Annotated in this window: 19 protein-coding genes; 9 read left to right on the forward strand and 10 right to left on the reverse strand. The window is 74.1% G+C overall.

Annotation, left to right across the window (positions count from 1 at the left end; genetic code table 11):
- Positions 1–33: 33 nt before the first annotated feature.
- The 3 genes from EV562_RS24325 to EV562_RS24335 are packed head-to-tail and all read right to left on the reverse strand — an operon-like array spanning position 34 to position 2,495.
- Complete coding sequence (locus EV562_RS24325) at positions 34–819, reverse strand: ABC transporter permease (RefSeq protein WP_133888978.1); 786 nt, start codon at positions 817–819, stop codon at positions 34–36.
- Entirely contained in the window at positions 816–1,817 is a 1,002-nt protein-coding gene (locus EV562_RS24330; protein ID WP_133888979.1) for an ATP-binding cassette domain-containing protein, read from the reverse strand. The genes EV562_RS24325 and EV562_RS24330 overlap by 4 nt, the downstream gene beginning before the upstream one ends.
- A 12-nt stretch (positions 1,818–1,829) precedes the next feature.
- Positions 1,830–2,495, reverse strand: a complete 666-nt coding sequence (locus tag EV562_RS24335) for a DUF4097 family beta strand repeat-containing protein (RefSeq protein ID WP_133888980.1) — start codon at positions 2,493–2,495, stop codon at positions 1,830–1,832.
- 227 nt (positions 2,496–2,722) lie between these two features.
- Between EV562_RS24335 and EV562_RS24340 the strand changes: the two genes are divergently transcribed.
- Positions 2,723–3,466 carry a helix-turn-helix domain-containing protein gene (locus tag EV562_RS24340; protein WP_133888981.1) on the forward strand — a complete coding sequence of 248 codons (744 nt, stop codon included), beginning with the start codon at positions 2,723–2,725 and terminating at the stop codon, positions 3,464–3,466.
- Between the two features lie 120 nt (positions 3,467–3,586).
- On the opposite strand, the gene EV562_RS24345 is transcribed toward EV562_RS24340, so the two are convergent.
- Together EV562_RS24345 and EV562_RS24350 are read right to left on the reverse strand one after the other, a co-directional pair.
- Complete coding sequence (locus EV562_RS24345; protein ID WP_133888982.1) at positions 3,587–4,978, reverse strand: maleylpyruvate isomerase N-terminal domain-containing protein; 1,392 nt, start codon at positions 4,976–4,978, stop codon at positions 3,587–3,589.
- Complete coding sequence (locus EV562_RS24350; RefSeq protein WP_133888983.1) at positions 4,975–5,568, reverse strand: sigma-70 family RNA polymerase sigma factor; 594 nt, start codon at positions 5,566–5,568, stop codon at positions 4,975–4,977. Before EV562_RS24350 ends, EV562_RS24345 begins: the two co-directional genes overlap by 4 nt.
- A 319-nt stretch (positions 5,569–5,887) precedes the next feature.
- Here EV562_RS24350 and EV562_RS24355 point away from each other — a divergent pair, with 319 nt between their 5' ends.
- The 3 genes from EV562_RS24355 (at position 5,888) to EV562_RS24370 (ending at position 7,873) form a co-directional block, all read left to right on the forward strand.
- A complete protein-coding gene (locus EV562_RS24355) occupies positions 5,888–6,268 on the forward strand; it encodes an STAS domain-containing protein (RefSeq protein ID WP_102927498.1) in 381 nt (126 codons plus the stop codon).
- 128 nt (positions 6,269–6,396) lie between these two features.
- Entirely contained in the window at positions 6,397–6,909 is a 513-nt protein-coding gene (calD, locus tag EV562_RS24360) for a calcium binding protein CalD (protein WP_133888984.1), read from the forward strand.
- A gap of 487 nt (positions 6,910–7,396) precedes the next feature.
- The gene (locus EV562_RS24370) at positions 7,397–7,873 is read left to right on the forward strand and encodes an ATP-binding protein (RefSeq protein WP_166661983.1); all 477 of its coding nucleotides are present in this window, start codon (positions 7,397–7,399) and stop codon (positions 7,871–7,873) included.
- Between the two features lie 297 nt (positions 7,874–8,170).
- Here the strand turns inward: EV562_RS24370 and EV562_RS24375 are convergent, their stop codons facing one another.
- Positions 8,171–9,262, reverse strand: coding sequence for a helix-turn-helix domain-containing protein (locus EV562_RS24375; RefSeq protein WP_243860145.1), 1,092 nt, complete (start codon positions 9,260–9,262; stop codon positions 8,171–8,173).
- 71 nt (positions 9,263–9,333) lie between these two features.
- Here EV562_RS24375 and EV562_RS24380 point away from each other — a divergent pair, with 71 nt between their 5' ends.
- Positions 9,334–10,644 (forward strand): MFS transporter, encoded by a 1,311-nt coding sequence (locus tag EV562_RS24380; RefSeq protein WP_133888987.1) that lies wholly within the window; start codon positions 9,334–9,336, stop codon positions 10,642–10,644.
- 20 nt (positions 10,645–10,664) lie between these two features.
- The gene (locus EV562_RS24385; protein WP_133888988.1) at positions 10,665–11,555 is read left to right on the forward strand and encodes a hypothetical protein; all 891 of its coding nucleotides are present in this window, start codon (positions 10,665–10,667) and stop codon (positions 11,553–11,555) included.
- Between the two features lie 414 nt (positions 11,556–11,969).
- Here EV562_RS24385 and EV562_RS24390 read toward each other — a convergent pair whose 3' ends face one another.
- Entirely contained in the window at positions 11,970–13,175 is a 1,206-nt protein-coding gene (locus EV562_RS24390) for an NAD(P)/FAD-dependent oxidoreductase (protein WP_133888989.1), read from the reverse strand.
- A 115-nt stretch (positions 13,176–13,290) separates the two neighbouring features.
- Between EV562_RS24390 and EV562_RS24395 the strand changes: the two genes are divergently transcribed.
- Positions 13,291–13,893: a GNAT family protein gene (locus tag EV562_RS24395; RefSeq protein ID WP_166661984.1), complete on the forward strand. Its 603-nt coding sequence runs from the start codon at positions 13,291–13,293 to the stop codon at positions 13,891–13,893.
- Positions 13,894–13,900: 7 nt separating this feature from the next.
- On the opposite strand, the gene EV562_RS24400 is transcribed toward EV562_RS24395, so the two are convergent.
- The 3 genes from EV562_RS24400 to EV562_RS24410 form a co-directional block, all read right to left on the reverse strand.
- Positions 13,901–14,569: a pyridoxal 5'-phosphate synthase gene (locus tag EV562_RS24400; RefSeq protein WP_133888991.1), complete on the reverse strand. Its 669-nt coding sequence runs from the start codon at positions 14,567–14,569 to the stop codon at positions 13,901–13,903.
- 35 nt (positions 14,570–14,604) lie between these two features.
- Positions 14,605–15,030, reverse strand: a complete 426-nt coding sequence (locus EV562_RS24405) for a pyridoxamine 5'-phosphate oxidase family protein (RefSeq protein ID WP_133888992.1) — start codon at positions 15,028–15,030, stop codon at positions 14,605–14,607.
- Between the two features lie 180 nt (positions 15,031–15,210).
- Positions 15,211–15,858, reverse strand: a complete 648-nt coding sequence (locus EV562_RS24410; protein WP_208298411.1) for a TetR family transcriptional regulator — start codon at positions 15,856–15,858, stop codon at positions 15,211–15,213.
- A 122-nt stretch (positions 15,859–15,980) separates the two neighbouring features.
- On the opposite strand from EV562_RS24410, the gene EV562_RS24415 reads away from it, so the two are divergent.
- Both EV562_RS24415 and EV562_RS24420 read left to right on the forward strand, forming a co-directional pair.
- Positions 15,981–16,760 (forward strand): VOC family protein, encoded by a 780-nt coding sequence (locus EV562_RS24415; RefSeq protein ID WP_133888993.1) that lies wholly within the window; start codon positions 15,981–15,983, stop codon positions 16,758–16,760.
- Between the two features lie 200 nt (positions 16,761–16,960).
- The gene (locus EV562_RS24420; protein ID WP_133888994.1) at positions 16,961–19,345 is read left to right on the forward strand and encodes a PQQ-binding-like beta-propeller repeat protein; all 2,385 of its coding nucleotides are present in this window, start codon (positions 16,961–16,963) and stop codon (positions 19,343–19,345) included.
- Positions 19,346–19,354 lie beyond the last annotated feature (9 nt).

Genomic DNA, 19,354 nt, shown 5'->3' on the forward strand with positions numbered 1-19,354 from the left:
GCGAAGACGTGCGGTTCCGGATGGTCACCGCGGTCACTTCGGGTCGCTGTTGAACTTCGAGGTCGACCAGAGGTAGCCGAGCACGGTCAGGGCGAGGCACCAGCCGACGGCGAGCCAGCCGTTGTGCCCGATCTCCGTGCCGAGGAGCAGGCCGCGCAGGGTCTCGATGGCGGGCGTGAAGGGCTGGTACTCGGCGACCGGCTGGAACCAGCCCGGCATCGCGTCGACGGGGACGAAGGCGCTGGAGATCAGCGGGAGGAAGATCAGCGGCATCGCGTTGTTGCTGGCCGCCTCGGCGTTCGGGCTGCTCAGGCCCATGCCGACCGCGATCCAGGTCAGCGCCAGCGTGAAGAGCACGAGGAGCCCGAAGGCCGCCAGCCATTCCAGGGCGCCGGCGTCCGCGGAACGGAAGCCGATGGCCACGCCGACGGCGCCGACGAGGACCACGCTCATGACCGACTGCACCACGCTGCCGACGACGTGTCCGACGAGGACGGATCCGCGGTGGATGGCCATGGTCCGGAAGCGGGCGATGATGCCTTCGGTCATGTCGTTGGAGACGGAGACCGCGGTGCCGATCGTGGTGGACCCGATGGTCATCAGGAGCAGGCCGGGCACGAGGTAGGCGACATAGGCGGACCGGTCGCCGCCGCCGATGCCGGCGCTCATCGTGTCGCCGAAGACGTAGACGAAGAGCAGCATCAGCATGACCGGGGTGAGCAGCAGGTTCAGGGTGAGGGACGGGTAGCGCCGGGCGTGCAGGAGGTTGCGGCGCAGCATCGTGGACGAGTCGCGCACGGCGAGGGAGAGGGTGCTCATCGGACGGTCTCCTTCATCGGGTCGGCCGGGTCGGCCGGGTCGGCCGGGTCGGTCTGGGCGGTCTGGGCGGGGAGGGTGGTGGTGGCGGTGAGGGCGAAGAAGACGTCGTCGAGGTCGGGGGTGTGCACGGTCAGTTCGTCGGCTTCGACGCCGGCGCGGTCCAGGCGGTCGAGGACGGTGCGCAGGGCGCGCTGGCTGCCGTCGCTGGGGACCTGGAGGGTGAGGGAGTCGTCGTGCCGGGCGCCGGTGGGCAGGGCGGTGGCGGCCTCGCGGTAGGCGGTGGGGTCGGTGAAGCGGAGCCGGACGTGTCCGCCGGGGACGAGGCGTTTGAGTTCGTCGGCGGTGCCTTCGGCGACGATCCGGCCGCCGTCCAGTACGGCGATGCGGTCGGCGAGTTCGTCGGCCTCTTCCAGGTACTGGGTGGTGAGGAAGACGGTGACGCCGCCGGTGACGAGGTCGCGGATGATCTGCCACATGGTGTGGCGGGAGCGCGGGTCGAGGCCGGTGGTGGGTTCGTCGAGGAAGATGATCCTGGGGTCGCCGACCAGGGTCATGGCGATGTCGAGGCGGCGTTTCATGCCGCCGGAGTAGGTGGCGGCGGGCTTCTTGGCGGCCTCGGTGAGGTCGAAGCGTTCCAGCAGTTCGGCGGCGACCCGCCGGCCTTCGGCGCGGGGCAGGTGGTGCAGGTCCGCCATGAGGAGCATGTTCTCCTCGCCGGTGATCAGGCCGTCCACGGCGGAGAACTGGCCGGTGACCCCGATCGCGGCCCGCACGGCCTGCGGCGCGGTGGCCAGGTCGTGCCCGCCGACGCGGACGGTGCCCGCGTCGGCGGTGACGAGCGTGGAGAGGATCTTGACGGCGGTGGTCTTGCCGGCGCCGTTCGGGCCGAGCAGGGAGAAGATCGTTCCTTCGGGCACGGCCAGGTCGACACCGTCGAGGACGGTCTTGTCGCCGTAGGACTTGTGCAGTCCGTTCGCCGCGATGGCAAGGTCGGTCATGGCTGTTGCTCCTCAGAGGCTGCGGGCGGTGATGTCGCCGTGGTCGGTGGTCGCGTGGATGGTGAGGGCGGGGGTGCCGTCGGTGTTGCGGAGCGCGTTGTGGACGCGGCCGAAGCCGGTGCCGGAGTCCAGGGCGGCACTGACGCCGGTGGCGGCGCCGACCGAGATGTCGCCGGACCGGGTGCGCAGCACGACCTCGCCGCCGACGGCCTCGGTGATCCGGATGTCGCCCTTCTCGGTGCGGATCTCGGCCGGGCCGCCCAGGCGGCCGATCGTGATGTCGCCGGCGCTGGTCGTGAGGCGGACGCTCGCGGCCTCGTCGAGCTTGACCGGGCCCTGCGCGCCCTCGTAGCCGACCTCGCCGAGCCGTCCGACGCCCCGGAACTCGGCGGCGGCCGTCCTGGCCTCGACGCGGGAGCCGGCCGGCAGCCGCAGCGTCACCTCGACGGACCCGGCGGGGCCCATGAACTGGTTCTTCGCCGGGGTCTCGATCCGCAGGACGCCGTCGGCGAACTCGACCCTGGTCTGCTCGGCCACCTTCACGTCCCGCCCCTTCGACGCGTCGGCGGGCAGGACCTCGACCGTGGCGTCGGCCCGGTCGGCGGCGATGACCTGGACGCGGCCGGCCGGAACGTCGAGGACGGCGGAGATCGGGGCGGGGGTGTCGAAGGTCTGCATGGTGCCCTCCCGGGCTGTCGTTCGATCTTTCTGACACCGGAAACGCTACGTTGCGTTCATGGATTGCTCAAGACAGTTGTTGCCTTATCCTCGGATAACCGCAGTTCAACGCTAGTATTTCGTTGCAACGAACCGTGAAGTAATGCAACGTCAGGCGTGCGTCCATTGCAATGAAGTGGGAGTGAACGCTATGGTCGGACCCACCGAGGAGCGCGAAGGAGATCACCATGCCGGGAGGCAGGCTCAGCCAGCAGGAACGTCAGCAGATCGCACTGGGGCTGGCCGACGGCCTCGCCTACGCGGAGATCGCCCGACGTCTCGACCGGCCCACCTCGACCGTCACGCGCGAGGTCATGCGCAACGGCGGTCCCACCGCCTACCGCGCCGACCTCGCCCACCGGGCCACCGAGCGTCGCTCCCACCGGCGCAGGCAGGCGGCCCCCCGGGGAGCGGAGGCGCCCCCGCCCGTCCACGGACGGGACACCGAGGCGGTGCGGGAGTTCGAGGAGACGCTGACCACCGTCTTCATGCAGAACGGCACGCCGAAGATGATGGCCCGGGTGATGGCGTGCCTCTGCGTCAGCGACACCGGCAGCCTGACCGCGTCCGAACTCGTCGGGCGCCTCCAGGTCAGCCCGGCGTCCATCTCCAAGGCGGTCGCGTTCCTGGACAGCCAGGGCCTCGTCCGCCGGGAACGCGACGATGCGCGCCGCGAGCGCTACGTCATCGACGACGACGTCTGGTACCAGTCCATGGTCGCCAGCGCCCGCGGGACCCTCCAGGTGGCCGAGACCGCACGCCAGGGCGTGGCCGTCCTGGGCTCCGGCACCCCGGCGGCCGAGCGCCTGGAGAACATCGCCCGCTTCCTCGACTACATCTCCGAGAGCATCATCCGGGCCGCGGACCAGGCCCGGGAGGTCCTCCACACCGCGCCCACCGCGCCTGCGGACGCCGACGCCGACACCGAGTGAACCCGGCCGGGCGGGTCCCGCCGCGCGACACCCCGGCCCCCGGCACGTCAGGGCCCGCGCCCCCCGACGCCCCCGGCCCCCCGGCGCGCCGGGGCCCGCGCCGCGTCCGGGACCGGCCCCCTACATCCGGCTCAGGCAGGCCGCCGCGAACAGGACGTCCCTGATCGCCTCACGGTCGCCCACCTGACCGGCCGCCGCCTCGGCCGGAGGCACGTGGCCCGCCGCCAGCCGGCAGAACTCCACGCCGTCCAGGGCGATGTGGGCCACCTCGTGGTCGGCGGAACCCACCGCTCCGGGCGAGTCCAGCGGGATGAGCCACTCGCCGCCGCCCGAGCCCTCGATCTCCAGCCGCAGGCTGCGTCCCGGCTCTCCCGCGGTCACCAGGTGCGGGCGGTCGCCGGGCGCGGCCCGACCGGCCCGGCGACGGGCCGCGAGGGCCCCGGGCAGCAGCCGGGCCGCGAGGTCGATCATGCGGTTGAGATGACGCGCGGACGGCGGCGCGTACGGGTAGTCCACCGCGTCGGCGATGTCCTCCGCGTGCACCCAGCACTCGAAGGCCCGGTCCAGCATGGCGTCCCGCAGCGGCAGCTCGAAGTCGCCGTACGAGACCGGCATCCCGCCCGCGTCACCGGTGAACGCCACCGTCCGGACGATGCCGTGACTCTGCTCACGCCAGGGCGCCCGCACCGCGCGGGTGGGCGGGTAGTGCGAGGCCCGCCAGTACGCCTCCGTGCGGGCGGCCGGTGCCCGGGTCGGGGCGGCGACGTCCCCGAGGGGGTCGTCGAGGCCCAGGGCGCTCGCCACGGTCCCGTCGACCGACAGCAGGTGCGCGATGACCCCCGCGACGGTGGTGCGGCGGCTCGCGGCGCCGTCCTCCTCGTACCAGCGCAGCCGGACCGGGGCGTGCCACTCGGCGTCCCCGAAGTCCTGGAGCAGCGCGTCCAGGCGCGCGGTCTCGGCGTCGTAGGGAGCGGCCCAGTCGGGCACCGGGATCCGGGGCGGGCGCCGCTCCAGGCAGCCGTCCAGGACGCGGGTGCGCAGCGCGGGGTCCAGATCGAGGCTCTCCGGCCGCTGGAGCAGCGTGACCGCCTCGCGCAGGCGCAGCGCCTCGTCGGCGCAGGCGTCGCACTCCCCGAGGTGCTCCTCGACGGCGGCCGCCTCCTGCGCCGAGCAGGCGGCCAGTGCCCACGCCCCGAGCAGCGACGTCAGCACGTGGTGCTCCAGTGCGGCCGGCGCCACCTCGGGCAGCGCTCGCCCACCGTCCTCGACGGGGGCCCGGGGCAGGGGTATGCGCGCTCCGGCGCCCTTCCCGCGGCCGTCATGGCGGTCGTGGCCCTCGGTCCCGGGACGCTCGGGAGGGCCGTGGCTCCCACGACCCCCGTCGTCCCCGACGTCCCGGTCGTTCTCGACGGCCTCGCCGTTCCCGCCGTTCTTGTCGTACCCCTCGTACCCGTCGTACTCGCCGTTCCCGTCGTACTCGCCGTACGCGCCGTCCCCGTCGTACGCCGTCATGCCGCACCCCCGTATCCGGGCGGTGCCCCGGGCGGTCGCGCCGCGGTGCCGGCGTCGCGGGCCGTGGCCAGGAGCTGGAGCCCAAGACGCAGCCGGCGGCGGGCCTCGTCCTCCGTGACGCCGAGGTCGACGGCGGTCTGGCGGTAGTCGCGGCGCTGGAAGTAGGCCAGCTCCAGGGCGGCGCGCAGCGGAGCCGGCATGGACTGGACGATGTAGTCGGCGCGGGCGGCGACCGAGGCGCGGCGCACCTTGGTCTCCAGCTCCTCAGCGGTGCCGGTGCCGCCCCGGACGAGGGCCGCCGTCTCGGTGGCACGCAGCCGCTGGACGGCGAACCGGTGGGTGAGCGCGGCGACCCAGGTGCGCAGCGGGCCCTGCCGGGGGTCGTAGGCGTCGGGGTGCTCCCAGACGTGCGCGAAGACGTCGCGCGTGATGCGGTCGGCGGCCCGCTCGTCGTCGAGCACGCGGTGCGCCAGGCCGTGCACCAGCGAGGCGAACCGGTCGTACAGCTCGCCCAGGGCGGCTGCCTCGCCGCGTGCGAGCCGCTGCTGCATCTTGCGGTCCCAGCGCAGCGGCACGTCCCTCTTCGCCATGCGGTCCCTCCGCCCCCTCTTCGGACCCAGCCTGTGGCCTCCCCGTCCCCGAATGTAGTCGGCACGTCCGACCGCGCACGCCCCTTTGTGGCAATGTGCGCCCCCGGTCGACCGGAGGTGATATGCGCCTCCACTACCCTTTAACGTGCGACCGGAATCGATCGAATGGGATCGAAAGCGTCTGGAACAAGCCGTTTCTGATCGGGCTCCGTTTCCGTCACGGCGTTTGCGGGAACGGCCGCTGGGCAGGCGCGCGGCCAAGAAGCGTAAGTAGGTCTTCCGGTTCGGCCGGAGCCAGGCGTTCCGACGAATGAAGGGCATGGTGGTGACGTTCAATGTGACCGGCGGCGAGCGGGGCCCGTGGGCCGTGCTCCAGGTGTCGGGCGAACTGGACCTGGTGACGTCACCGGTGCTGCGGCAGCGCGTGCACGACGAGGTGGCGGAGGGGCGGCACAGCCTCGTCCTGGACCTCTCCGAGGTCCTCTTCTGCGATTCCAGCGGGGTCGGCGTCCTCATCGCCTCCCGGCGGCTCATCCGCTCCTGCCAGGGCAGGCTGCGTCTGATACTGCCCGCCCAGGGCGCCGTCGACGGCTCCCACGTCAACCGCGTCCTCGGCGCGCTCGGCGTGCGCCGGCTCTTCGACTGCCACCCCGACCTCGCCTCGGCGACCGGGGACGAGCCGCGCCCCCTGTCCGCGTGACCGGTGCCGCGGCACCGGCACGGCACGCCGCGACCCATCGCGGCAAGTCCCGTCCGCGACGGCGTCCGGCGACGTACGCTCCGGGCGGAACGTACCCGAACACCGACGTGAGGCGGCCGGAGAGAACCATGGTCAACAGCGAGTACGAGCGCAGGATTGCCGCGCGGTTCACCACCTTCGACCAGGACGGCAACGGCCACATCGACCGTTCCGACTTCAGCGGAGCGGCCAAGGCGCTGCTCGCCGAGTTCGGCGTCGCCGCCCGCTCCGAGAAGGGCCAGGCCCTGTACGGCGGCGCGGAGGCCCTCTGGCAGGGGCTGGCCGGCATCGCCGACCGGGACGGCGACCAGCGCATCACCCGTGAGGAGTTCGTCACGGGGGCGGTCAAGCGGCTGCGGGACAAGCCGGACCGGTTCGCCGAGATCGCCCGCCCCTTCCTGCACGCCGCCCTGGACGTCGCCGACGCCGACGGTGACGGAGCGGCCACCGTCGCGGACACCGCGCGGGCGCTGACCGCGTTCGGCGTGCCCGAGGAGCTCGCCCGGCCGGCCGCCGAGGCGCTCGACACGGACGGCGACGGCAAGGTGGGGGAGTCGGAGATCGTGCCGGCCTTCGCCCGCTACTTCACCGTCCCGGAGTAGCCCCCCGCTCGGACGCCGCATGTCGCGGATCGTGGCAGAGCGGCGTCACGGAGCGTCGCTACCGGGTGGTGTCCGCGGTGTGACCCGTCACGGCCCGGAGTCGGTGCCACGCTCCGGTACCTTGTGCGGGATGCGAGTGCTCCCGAGCGCCGTCCGTGCCGGAGTTGCCCCTGGGGCGGCTCCGGAGCCGGCGGTGTGCGCCTTGCCCCGCAGGGTGGAACGGCCGTCGGCCGCCGCCTGTTCGACTTCCCGGAACGTGCGTCGCACAGTATGCCGCACACGTACTCCTTCGCGCTGGAATATGCCCGAAGCGCTTGTTGACGTGACTGTCCGTCAACCATGCTGTGCCACAAGGGATTCACGTTCGGTGATCCTCGTCCCGGTCGTTGTTCTGGCCATGCTGGAAATGGCCATGATCGTGGCCCTCATGAGGCGCGAGCCTTTGTGTCCGCCGGTTCGGATGGTGTGAGCGGTGCAGGTGCTTCAAGTGCAGCTGGAGGTCCGTCCAGACCCCTCGGAAGTGGGTCGCGCCCGCCGCTGGGCGCGGTCGCGGCTCGCCGGGTCGGGGATACGTGCCGATGAACCGGTCGCCGAGACGCTGGTCCTGCTCGTCTCGGAACTCGTCACCAACGCCGTGGTGCACACCGGGCGTTCGGCAGTCCTGCGGCTGGTGCTGCCGGGCCCGGTGACCGGGGAGACGGAGGAAGCGGTCGTCCGCCTGGAGGTGGAGGACGCCAGCGACCGGGCCCCCGTGCCCCGTTGCGCGGGCGGCGAGGCGACGGGCGGCCGGGGGCTGGCCCTCGTGGACGGCCTCGCCGACCGCTGGGGCTGGAGCCGGGAGGGCACCGGCAAAAGCATCTGGTGCGAACTGGACCGCTCCTCCGGCGGTGAGGACACCGCACCCGTCCGCGGCAGCGGCGGCGGCGCGGTGGCGTACGAGGGCTTCGCGTACGAGGTCGTGTAGCCGTGCGCCGGGGTGTGCTTCCGTGCGCGTCCCGGCGGAGCGGGCCGCGCGGGAGGAGCCCCCGCCCGCCGGTTGACGGATCGTGACCATGTCCTCACGCTGGTAGCCACGATCCGCCGCGAGGGGACGACGAGGGCTCGGTGACGGAGCCCTCGACGAGCGCGGATCGTGTCGGCGGCGGTTCCCTCGGGGGCGACGGGGGCCGGGCGGGAGCGCCGGAGTCGGGTGGCGGCGCGCGATGCCGTGCTCGGGGCGGACAGTGCCGCGCCGCCGGCCGACGAGTTCGGGAGGGCCCGCTCATTCTCCACAGGCTGTGGACAGTTCCGCGCGGAAGGTCCGCCGGTACGCGGTCGGTGTGACCCCGAGCGCCGCCTGCAGGTGCTGCCGCATCGACTGCGCCGTGCCGAACCCGGCGTCCTGGGCGACCTGGTCGACCGAGAGCGTCGTGGACTCCAGCAGGTGCCGGGCCCGTTCGACGCGCTGCCGGGTGAGCCACTGGCCCGGACTGACCCCGACCTCCTCGCGGAACCGGCGGGTGAAGGTGCGTACCGACATCGACTCCCGCGCCGCCATGTCCCGCAGCTGGATCGGCTCGTGCAGGCGGCCGAGTGCCCAGGCCCGGGCGCTCGTCGTGGACGACTGCTGCGGATCGGGCACCGGCCGCTCGATGTACTGCGCCTGCCCGCCGTCCCGGTGGGGCGGCACCACGGTGCGGCGGGCCACCTCGTTGGCGACGGCGGTGCCGTGGTCCCGGCGCACGATGTGCACGCACAGGTCGATCCCGGCGGCGACCCCGGCCGAGGTGAGCACGTCGCCGTCGTCGACGAACAGCACGTCGGCGTCCACCCGCACCTTCGGGAACAGCCGCTGGAAGTGCTCGGCCGAGGCCCAGTGCGTGGTCGCCGGGCGGCCGTCGAGGTACCCGGCGGCGGCCAGTACGTAACCGCCGGTGCAGATCGCCACGAGCCGGGTGCCGGGCCGCACGAAGGACAGCGCGGCGGCCAGCTCCGCGGTCAGCACACCCTCCTCGTGGACCGGGCCCAGCTCGTAGGAGGCGGGGACCACGACCGTGTCGGCGGTGGCCAGCGCCTCGGGGCCGTTGCCGACCAGGATGTCGAAGTCGGCGTCCGTGGCGACCGGGCCCGGCGGCCGGACCGAGCAGGTCACGACCTCGTACAGCGGGCGCCTGCGCTCGTCGCGGGCGAGGCCGAAGATGCGCTGTGCGATGCCCAGTTCGAAGGGGAGCAGACCGTCGAGGGCGAGGACGGCGACGCGGTGCGGCCGGTCGGGGGTGCCGGTGGTCCCGTAGGGGACGGGGACGGGGACGGGGACGGGGACGGCGGCGGGGGCGGGGGCTGAGGTGGAGGCGGCGGCGGGGGCGGAGGGCATGGCCCGATCCTAGCGAACCCTGTCCTTCGGGCCACTCGTCCGGACGGCGCGCGCTGCCGAGACTCGTTGACGTGACCGAGACAACCGACGCCCTCGCAGCCCCGCGGGCCCCGCAGGAGCCGGCCCGCCGCCGTCGGCGTGTGCACCGCGCCTGGTGGGTCGCCGCCGTCACCTTCGTGACGATCATCGGCGCCGCCGCCTTCCGCTCCCTGCCCGGCATCCTCATCGACCCGCTCCACACGGAGTTCGGCTGGTCGCGCGGCACGATCGGCGCCGCCGTCTCCGTCAACCTGGCCCTGTACGGGCTGACCGCCCCCTTCGCCGCCGCGCTGATGGACCGCTTCGGCATCCGGCGGGTGGTCGCCGTCGCCCTGATGGTGATCTCGCTCGGCTCGGGCCTGACCGTGTGGATGGACTCCGCCTGGCAGCTCATCCTGTGCTGGGGCCTGCTGGTCGGCCTCGGCTCCGGCTCGATGGCCCTGGCCTTCGCCGCCACGGTCACCAACCGCTGGTTCACCGAGCGGCGCGGCCTGGTCACCGGCGTGCTCACCGCCGCCTCCGCCTCCGGGCAGCTGATCTTCCTGCCGCTGCTGTCCTGGATCGTCGAGACGTACGACTGGCGCCCGGCGGCCGTCACCGTCGCCCTCGCCGCCCTGGCCGTCGTCCCCTTCGTCTGGCTCCTCCTGCACGACCACCCGGCCGACCTCGGCCAGAAGCCGTACGGCGCCGAGGCGTTCGTGCCCAAGCCCGCCCCCGTGCCCGGCGCCGCCCGGCGCGCGGTGACGGTCCTGTTCTCCGCCGTCCGCACCGGCCCGTTCTGGCTGCTGGCCGGCACCTTCGCGATCTGCGGCGCCTCGACCAACGGCCTGATCCAGACCCACTTCGTGCCCGCCGCCCACGACCACGGCATGCCGATCACCGCCGCGGCCTCGCTGCTCGCCGTCATCGGCGTCTTCGACGTGGTCGGCACGATCGCCTCCGGCTGGTTCACCGACCGCTTCGAACCGCGCCGCCTGCTCGCCGTGTACTACGCCCTGCGCGGCGTCTCCCTGCTCTTCCTGCCCATGCTCCTCGCGCCGAGCGTCCACCCGCCGATGGTCTTCTTCATCGTCTTCTACGGCCTCGACTGGGTCGCCACCGTCCCGCCCACCCTCGCCCTGTGCCGCGAGCAGTACGGCGAGGACAGCGCGATCGTCTTCGGCTGGGTGCTCGCCTCCCACCAGGTGGGCGCCGCCCTCGTCGCCTTCCTCGGCGGCCTGGCCCGCGACCGCTTCGGCTCGTACGACGTCGTGTGGATCGCCTCCGGGGCGCTGTGCGCGGCGGCGGCCCTGATGGCCCTGGTGATCCGGCGGAGGCCGGCACCGGCGCCCGCCCTGTCATGAGCAGGTCCTAAGCTGCGGGCATGGGGTGGGGGAGGACGGGGAAGCCCGGCGGACGGCGGCCCGTGCGGCCGAAGGACGAATGGAACCGGGCGGCCGCGCTGTGCGCGGGCCAGCTGCCGCTGGTGTGGCTCGCCTCGTGGTTCACCATGGAGGCGGGCGAGGACGACTACGGGTACGGGGGCGCTGCCTACCTCGGCATCCTGTGCGTGCCGCTGGTCCTCCCGCTGCTCGGGCTCGCGCACGCGACCCTGCAGATCACGCCCGCGGGAGCCCTGGCGGCCCGGCGGCCCGGCGTCCTGCGCGGCCCGCGGTGGGCCTGGCACCTGGCCGGATCCGTACTGATCGGCGCGGGCTGGTCGGTCCTGGTGCGCGTGCTGTGGGGGTGGCCGGTCGGCGACACCCTGCCGTGGTTCGCCGGGGTCGGCGTCCTGCCGGTGCTGGTCCTCGACCGCCTGCGCGGACGGTCGTGGCGGGGACGGACGGTCTGGCTGGGTTCGGCGGGCGCGAGTCTCGTCCTCCTGGCGGTGTGCGCGGTGACGGCGGACGCCCTGGTCGACGACTACGAGCCTCCCCGGCTGTCCGCGGCGCGGGTCGCCGGGGACTGGCACGGCACGCACGGCAGCCTGCTGCGGCTGAATCCGGGCGGCGAGGCCCGGCTGACCCGCCTGCCGGTCCAGGCGGGTGACGACGAGGAGGGCGACCTGTCCCTGTGCGACGGGTCCGGCACGTGGACGTTCGAACGGGACGACGAGCTCATGGACACCGACCGCGACGGCGTCCTCCTGCGTATCGACGGCGCGTGCGGCGGGCAGACGTACTGGACGATCGGCGGCACCGAGCAGGACCCCGAGCTCTTCGTCCGCTTCGGCGACCCCGACGGCGGCGAACTGCGCATCCTCACCCGGGACTAGCCGGGCGGCCGGGACCGGGGGTCGGCCGGGGCGGCCGGAGCCCTGGGCAGGCCGTGCCGCCGGGCCCTGGGGTCGGACACGCGGCCCGGGACCGGACCTGGCCGGCTCGCCGGGGGCCGCGGCGAGCCGGACGGAGCCCGGGCTGACCGGGCAGCTGGGACCCGTGACTGTCCGCGCAGCTGAGACCTGGGGCTCGGGGCGGGCCGGGGGCCAGTCCCGGGCCGGGCGGCCGGGACTCGGGGCTTGCCGTGCCGCCCGGATCTGCTGTTGGCCGGGCGGTCGAGCCCCCGGTGCTGGTCGGTTGTCCGGGACACCGGGGCTCGGGGCGAGCCGCCCCGGCCGCGCGGGCGGGCCGGGACTCGGGGCTGGCCAGGCGGCCGGGGTCAGGGACCGGCCGGGCCGTCGGGGCCGGGGTCAGCCGGGCAGCCGGGACGCCCGCCCCGCCTCCCGTTTCGCCACCGACGCGGCGATGCGCCCGGCGTCGATCGCCAGCTCGCGGAGCATCCCGCTGATCGGGTTGGTGAACCCGGTGAAGTACAGGCCGGGCGCGCCGGCCGGGGTGCGGCCCCCGTGGGCGACCGGGCGGCCGGTGCCGTCGAGGACGCCGAGGTGCCCGACCAGCCCCTCCAGGCCCCGCCGGTACCCCGTGGCCGCGATCACCGCGTCCGGGGCGACGCGGGTGCCGTCGGCGAGGACCGCCTTGCCGTCCTCGAAGGCCTCGACGGCGGCCACCACCTCCACCCGGCCCGAGCGGACCGCGTCGATCAGGCCGACGTCCTGGACCGGGATCGCGCCCTGGGCGGCCCGGGTCAGCAGGCCCGCTTCCGGGCGGGGCAGCCCGTGGGCCGACAGGTCGGGCGTGCTGATCCGGGCCAGCGGACGGGCGAGCCGGTCGGCGAGCGCGGTCGGCAGGCGGCGGACCAGGACGCCGTTGTACTGGGCGGCCCATCCCGCCGTCGAGCGGCGGACGATGTGCGGCGCGGTGCGCACCGAGAGCCGGACCCGCGCGGCCCCGCCCTCCACCAGGTCCACGGCGATCTCGGCGCCGGTGTTGCCCACTCCGACCACCAGGACGTCCCGGCCTGCGTACGGGGCCGGGGAGCGGTATTCGGCGGCGTGCCGGAACTCGCCGGTGTACGTGTCCCGGCCGGGCCAGTCCGGCAGGCGCGGGGTGTGGTTGTAGCCGGTGGCGACCACCACCGCGGCGCCGGTCAGCTCCCGGCCCCCGGAGGCGTGCAGCAGCCAGCCGGCGCCGTCGGGCGCGCGCTCGACGCGGAAGACCTCCACCCCGGTGACGATCTCCAGCTGGTGGTACTCGGCGTACTTCTCCAGGTACCGGACCACGTCGTCCCGGGCCACCCAGCGTCCGAAGCGGCGCGGCATCGGCAGGCCGGGCAGCGCCGACAGGCGTCGGGTGGTGTGCAGCCGCAGCCGGTCGTAGTGCCGCCGCCAGGAGGACCCGACGTGCTCGGCCCGTTCCAGGACCACGGCCCGCAGCCCGCGGGCGCGCAACGCCTGGGCGACGGCGAGACCGCCGGGGCCGGCGCCTATGACGTACACGGGACGGCCCGCGGGGTGGGCGGGCTGCTGCGGTTCAGCGGACGCTGTGGAGTCGGCCATGCGGCGAGCGTAATCGCGCCCTGGGTTGATGGGTCTCGGTCAAGACCGGAATCGGTTGCGGATCGGTCACGCCTGGGGGCCGGTGGGCTTGAATGGCCGGATGGCCCACACACGCATGTACACCCTCGACCCCTCCCTCGTCCCCTCCGAACCCCGCGAGGGCGGCCTGAGCCTGAGGGCCTGGGACGCCGCCTCCGACGAGGACGCCCAGACGTGGCTGCGCGGTTGTCTCGACCCGGACTTCCAGCGCTGGAACACTCCGCTCAAGCCGTGGACCGACCTTGCCGGTGCCCGGGAGTCGCTGCGGGCACGGGCGAGGGACGCGGCGGACGGCAGGTCGGCCTCGTTCCGGATCACGGACGACGAGAGCGGCGCGGCCCTGGGGCACGTCGGCGTCAACGAGATCAGCCTGCCGATGAAGACGGCCCGGGTCGGCTACTGGGTGCTCCCCGAGGCCCGGGGCCGGGGCGTCGCGACCCGGGCCCTGCTGCTCGCCACCCGTTGGGCCTGTGCCGAACTCGGCCTGCACCGCCTGGAACTGGGGCACGCGGTGGGGCACGAGGCCTCCTGCCGGGTCGCCGAGCGCAGCGGCTACCGCGCCGAGGGGACCCTGCGCGAGGCGATGTTCGAGGCCGGGCGGCACGACGCCTTCCGGGACGTGCACCTGCACGCGCGGCTGGCGACGGACGAGGAGCCGGCGCCGCCCGGCACGCGCTGACCGCCGCTCACGGCCACAGCAGCCGCCGGTCCCAGCCGTCGTCCCGGGTGCGCCGGTAGACCAGCCGTACGTGGCGCCGGCGGGCCTCGCCCTGGAAGAACTCCACCTCGTCGGGGCGCAGCCGGTACAGGGTCCAGGACGGGGCCGGCGCGTCCGGTTCCCGCCCGGCCCGTTCCCAGGCCGCCTCGGAGGCGCGGGCCAGTTCGTCCGTCGAGCCCAGCTCCGCGCTCTGCCGTCCGGTGAGCGCGGCGGCCAGGGCGCCGGTCGAGCGCGCGTGCAGGTCGGCCAGCGCCTCCTCGGCCGGAGCGGCGGCCACCGGGCCGCGCAGCCGCACCTGGCGGCCCAGCACCGGCCAGTAGAAGACGAGCGCGGCGTACGGGCGGGCGTCGAGGTGGCGGCCCTTGCGGCTGCCGGCGTGGGTGGCGAAGGCCCAGCCGTCCGCGTCCGCGCCGTGCAGCATGACGACGCGCGCGTCCGGCAGGCCCTCGGCGTCCGACGTCGCCAGCGACATCGTGTGCGGCTCGCGCTCGCCGGCCTCGGCCGCCTCGGCGAACCACCGGGTGAACAGCTCCAGCGGGTCACCGGGCGCGCCGGCCGGGTCGAGGGGCGGCAGTGCGGTGACCGCGGGGTCCCACACCCGCAGCGACCTCAGCAGCTCGTGAAGATCGGTTCCCATCCCCCGATTGTCGTCCCCTCAGGGGCGCCAGGGGCTCATACGGAGCCGAGGTCGGTGGAGACCCAGCGTTCGGGCCGCATCCGGAGGATGACCTGCTCCCCGTGGTTCGCCCAGGCGAAGGCGACGTAACCGTCGACCTTCTCGGCCGGGAGGTAGCGCGCGGACATCTCCCGCAGGGCCTCCTCGGTCGCGGCGGCCGTCTCGACGACCGGCCCCTCCACCGACACGTAGCGGATGGTGGGCTCCAGCCGGTCGACCATCAGGGAGAACCGGCCCGCCCGGCCGATCAGCTCGTTCTTGCGGCTGTTCAGGCCCGTCATGATCCACACCTCGCCGCCGGGCTCGTACTGGTACCAGATCGGCACGGTCAGCGGGGCGCGACCCGCTCCCGCGTCGACGGCGAGCGCGGCGATGTGCGGCTCGGCCAGGAACGTCTCACGCTCTTCGCGGGTCAGGGCCATGTCGGTCTCCTCCAGCGGGTGCGGAAGCGGATGTCGCCGTCGGGCACAACACCGGCCGGACGGGCGGCTGTTCCCCGGGCGGGCGGCGAAGGTGCTGGAGGCGCGGTGGGCCGGGAGCGGCGGACGGTGACGCGGCCGGGATGACAGGATGCCGCGCGACGGGCCGCTGATTGCGCGGTGTTACTTCGCGGGCTTCTTCCCGGTCATGCCGAGATACGTCAACAGGGCGAGATGCGGCTTGAGTTCCGCCTGTTTCACGCCCCACGAGGAGAACCCCTTCTGGTGCGAGGCGGCGGCCGCGAGCATGACGACCAAGGACCCGGCGATCGCCGCGGGGTTCACGTCCTTGTCGACCTTGCCCTTTGCCTGGAGATCGGCGACGGAATCCGTGAGGGAGGAATTCACCGAATTCAGGATCTTCATGCGGATTTTGGCGAATCGCTTGTCGCCCTCCGCCGCACCGAGATCCACGACGCGCAGAATGGCGTCGTTCTTCCGCCAGAACTCCAGGAATCCGTCGACGAGTTCCTGTGCCGTCTGCCAGCCGGCCTTGCCGACCCACGAGCGGCCCGCCGTCAGTTCGGCCAGCGAGGAACTCTCGGCGGCCATGCGGTCGGCGATCTCCAGGACGGCGCCCTCGACGTCCGGGAAGTACTGGTAGAAGGTCGCGGGCGACGTACCCGCCCGGCGGGCGACATCGATGACTTTGACATCGCGATAGGGGGAGGAGCTGAGCATTTCGCTGAGGCAGTCGAGCAGTTTCTGCCGGGTCGCCTGCCCACGTCGACCGGCCACGCGGCCGTCGACGGTACGCACTTGTCCTGTCATGCCGTCAGCTTACCGACGGGTGATCGGAGCGCTATTCGGCCGACTGCAAATGGGGTGCGGGAGCGAAGAGAGGCTGGTGCGCCTGGTCTGCGCGGTGCTCTCGACGCGGTTACTTTGGCGGCATGGCCGAAAACGGGGCATTCGAGAACAGCGCGTCAAACGGTCCGGCCGCCCGCCGGGAGGGCGTCCCCTGCTGGGTGGACGCACAGCTCTCCGACGTGGCGGCGGGCAGGCGTTTCTACGGCGAGCTGTTCGGCTGGACCTTCCGGACCGCGGACGGGGACGCGGACGCGGGGGAGGGCCCTGCGGGGGAGTCGGTGCGGGCGTGCCTGGACGGCGAGCCGGTCGCCGCGCTGGTCCGCAAGACGGACGGCCGGATGCCCACCGTGTGGTCCGTGTACTTCCACACCCCGGACGTCATCGCCCTGGCCGCGCGCGTCCGGGCGGGCGGCGGCCGGCTCGTCATCCCGCCCCACCGGGTCGGTGACCTGGGCGCCGCCGCCCTCGCCGCCGACCCCGACGGTGCGGTCTTCGGGCTCTGGCAGCCGGGCCGCCTCACCGGCTTCGGGCGCCGGCGCGAGCCGGGCACCTTCGCCTGGGCCGAGCTGTACACGCGGGACACGGAGGCCGCCAACGCCTTCTACGGCGACCTGTTCCACGACGCCCTCTTCGCCGAGGACGCCTCCCCGGACTTCGGCCGGGCCCGGGTCTCCGACGTCTTCCCCGCCGAGATGCCGCCGCACTTCCTCGTCCACTTCCTGGTCGAGGACCTGACCGCCGGGCTCGCGGCGGTGACGCGGCTCGGCGGGCGGGTGCGGGTGCCGGCCTTCGAGGCGTCGTACGGGCGGGTGGCCGTGGTCTCCGACGGGCAGGGAGCGTCGTTCGCGCTGCTGGAGCGCTGAACGGGGGCGGGGAAGGGCCGCGCGAGAGCCCCTTTGCCCGTAATCGGGCAAGACACCCCGATTGTCGCCAGGTTCGCCACCAGCGCTTCGGACAGGAAGAATCGGGGTGCGTGGCGCCACACGGGTGCGGTGGTGAGACGCTGCACTTCGGTCGCGTACATATGTGGGTGGCGCGGCTCGTACGGGGAGGTGGCAGGCAAGTGGTGGATCAGCTGACGCAGCACGATCCGCGGCGGATCGGGCCGTTCGAGGTGCTGGGGCGGCTCGGCGCCGGCGGCATGGGGCTGGTCTATCTCGCGCGCTCGGCGTCCGGGCGGCGCGTGGCGATCAAGACGGTGCGCACGGAGCTGGCGGAGGACCAGCTGTTCCGCGTCCGCTTCACCCGCGAGGTGGAGGCGGCCCGCGCGGTCTCCGGCTTCTACACCGCCGCCGTGGTCGACGCCGACCCGCGCGCCGCGGTGCCGTGGCTGGCCACGGCCTACGTGCCCGCGCCCTCCCTCGAGGAGATAGTGAACGAGTGCGGGCCGCTGCCGGCCCAGGCGGTGCGCTGGCTGGCCGCGGGCGTCGCGGAGGCGCTCCAGTCCATCCACGGCGCGGGCCTGGTCCACCGCGACCTGAAGCCCTCCAACGTCCTCGTCGTCGAGGACGGCCCGCGCGTGATCGACTTCGGCATCGCGTCCGGCGTCTCCAACACCCGGCTGACCATGACGAACGTCGCCGTCGGCACCCCGGCCTACATGTCCCCCGAGCAGGCGAAGGACTCCCGCAGCGTCACCGGCGCCAGCGACGTGTTCTCGCTCGGTTCGATGCTGGTCTTCGCCGCCACCGGGCACCCGCCCTTCCACGGCGCCAACCCGGTCGAGACGGTCTTCATGCTGCTGCGCGAGGGCCCCGACCTGGAGGGACTGCCCGACGAGCTGCGCCCGCTCATCGAGTCCTGCATGCAGATGGAGGCCACCGGCCGGCCCAACCCGGCCGACCTCCAGGCCCAGCTCGCCCCGCACCTCTTCGGCTCCGGCTCCGACGACAGCGGTACGGCGTCGGCCTGGCTGCCCGAGCGGGCCGTCAGCCTGATCGAGGGCCGCCGGGGCGGCCGCCCCGCGATCAAGCCCGCCACCACGGCGGGCGGCCGGGTACCGGGCCCGTCCGGTGCCCGCGGCCCCGGCCACGCGCCGCCGCCCCCGCCCGCACACGACCCCGTCGTACCGGCGCGGCCCGCGCACGGCCCGGCGGTGCCCGCCCCCGACGGCGGGCCGGTCCGGCTGCCCGGTGCCGCGGTGCCCATCGGCCCGGGACCGCGCGTCGCCGACATGCGCGCCGCCGTCGTCGCCGCGCCCCCGCCGGAGTCCGCCCTCGCCGCGTCCTGGTCCCGCCCGCGCCCGGGCGTCAACGGCGCCGACCCCGCCGTACCGGCCCCGACGTCCGCGCCGGTGTCCGCCCCGGAGGCCTCGCCGGCCGGCTGGCGCCCCTGGCGGTTCCGGATGTCCAACGACGTCTGGGGCACGCCCCGGGTCGCCGACGAGCTGGTCTACGTCACCTCCTTCGAGGTGCACGCCCTGGACGTGGGCACCGGACGCCGCCGCTTCAAGACCAGGGACGTCGCCTGGTCGATGGCGGTCGCGGACGACCGTGTGCACGCCTCCGACGGCCCCACCCTCTTCGCCCTGGACGCCCGCGAGGGCGCCGACCTGTGGCGCGTCCAGACCGACGCCTGGGTGTACGCGCTGCGGGCCGAGCGCGGCACCGTCCTCACCGCCACCCGCGGTGGCGGCGTCCAGGCCTGGGAGGCCTCGGGCGGGCAGAAGCTGTGGGAGATCACCGGCGCCCAGACCGACTTCGAGTCACCCGAGGCGGGCGCCGCGCTGCACGACGGCACGGCGTACGTCTGGCAGGACGCCCGCCTGCGTGCCCTGGACGCCCGCACCGGCGACGAGAGGTGGTCGTACCCGATCGGCGACGCGGCCTCCTGCGGCGGCGTCCCGGTCCGCCTCACCCAGGCACCCGACGGCTACGTGTACGTCGCGGCCGGCACCCGGGTCCTCGCCCTGGAGGCCGCCTCGGGCCACGTCCGCTGGCACTTCGAGGCCCCCGCGGTCTTCCTCGCCCCGCCCACCTTCGTACCGGGCCCCGCGGTGACCGGTGGCGGGGTCTACCTCGCCGACTACCTCGGCACCGTCTACGCCCTGGACGCCACCGACGGCCGCGACCGCTGGCGCATCGCGACCGAGGCCCGCTCCTCGACCGACCCGGTGCTGGTCGTCGCCGGCCACGTCCACGTGGGCAGCGGCAAGGGCCTCTACACGCTGGACGCGGTCACCGGCACTCCCAAGTGGCGCTTCCAGGCGGGCGGCGACATCGTGGGCGCGCCCGCGGTCGCCGAGGGCCGCATCCACTTCGGCTCGACCGACCACCTCCTCTACACGCTGAAGGCCGACGACGGCCGCCTGCGCTGGAAGCTCGCCACCGGCGGCGAGATCACCGGGTCCCCGGTGGTCCGCGACGGCATCGTGTACGCGTGCAGCAAGGACCGCTGCGTCTACGCCCTGGACGCGGAGAAGGGCACGGGGACGGCCCGCACGACGTGAGGAAGGCGG

This window comes from Streptomyces sp. BK208 (assembly GCF_004364245.1).
Lineage (GTDB): Bacteria > Actinomycetota > Actinomycetes > Streptomycetales > Streptomycetaceae > Streptomyces.

Excerpts from the sequence above, each read along its gene's own strand:
- EV562_RS24375 (WP_243860145.1), bottom strand. The coding sequence starts at position 9,262 with ATGCCCTCCGCCCCCGCCGCCGCCTCCACCTCAGCCCCCGCCCCCGCC.
- EV562_RS24350 (WP_133888983.1), bottom strand. The coding sequence starts at position 5,568 with ATGGCGAAGAGGGACGTGCCGCTGCGCTGGGACCGCAAGATGCAGCAG.
- EV562_RS24325 (WP_133888978.1), bottom strand. The coding sequence starts at position 819 with ATGAGCACCCTCTCCCTCGCCGTGCGCGACTCGTCCACGATGCTGCGC.
- EV562_RS24395 (WP_166661984.1), top strand. The coding sequence starts at position 13,291 with ATGTACACCCTCGACCCCTCCCTCGTCCCCTCCGAACCCCGCGAGGGC.
- EV562_RS24355 (WP_102927498.1), top strand. The coding sequence starts at position 5,888 with ATGGTGGTGACGTTCAATGTGACCGGCGGCGAGCGGGGCCCGTGGGCC.
- EV562_RS24410 (WP_208298411.1), bottom strand. The coding sequence starts at position 15,858 with ATGACAGGACAAGTGCGTACCGTCGACGGCCGCGTGGCCGGTCGACGT.
- EV562_RS24400 (WP_133888991.1), bottom strand. The coding sequence starts at position 14,569 with ATGGGAACCGATCTTCACGAGCTGCTGAGGTCGCTGCGGGTGTGGGAC.
- EV562_RS24415 (WP_133888993.1), top strand. The coding sequence starts at position 15,981 with ATGGCCGAAAACGGGGCATTCGAGAACAGCGCGTCAAACGGTCCGGCC.
- EV562_RS24345 (WP_133888982.1), bottom strand. The coding sequence starts at position 4,978 with ATGACGGCGTACGACGGGGACGGCGCGTACGGCGAGTACGACGGGAAC.
- EV562_RS24340 (WP_133888981.1), top strand. The coding sequence starts at position 2,723 with ATGCCGGGAGGCAGGCTCAGCCAGCAGGAACGTCAGCAGATCGCACTG.
- EV562_RS24405 (WP_133888992.1), bottom strand. The coding sequence starts at position 15,030 with ATGGCCCTGACCCGCGAAGAGCGTGAGACGTTCCTGGCCGAGCCGCAC.
- calD (WP_133888984.1), top strand. The coding sequence starts at position 6,397 with ATGGTCAACAGCGAGTACGAGCGCAGGATTGCCGCGCGGTTCACCACC.
- EV562_RS24335 (WP_133888980.1), bottom strand. The coding sequence starts at position 2,495 with ATGCAGACCTTCGACACCCCCGCCCCGATCTCCGCCGTCCTCGACGTT.
- EV562_RS24390 (WP_133888989.1), bottom strand. The coding sequence starts at position 13,175 with ATGGCCGACTCCACAGCGTCCGCTGAACCGCAGCAGCCCGCCCACCCC.
- EV562_RS24385 (WP_133888988.1), top strand. The coding sequence starts at position 10,665 with ATGGGGTGGGGGAGGACGGGGAAGCCCGGCGGACGGCGGCCCGTGCGG.
- EV562_RS24330 (WP_133888979.1), bottom strand. The coding sequence starts at position 1,817 with ATGACCGACCTTGCCATCGCGGCGAACGGACTGCACAAGTCCTACGGC.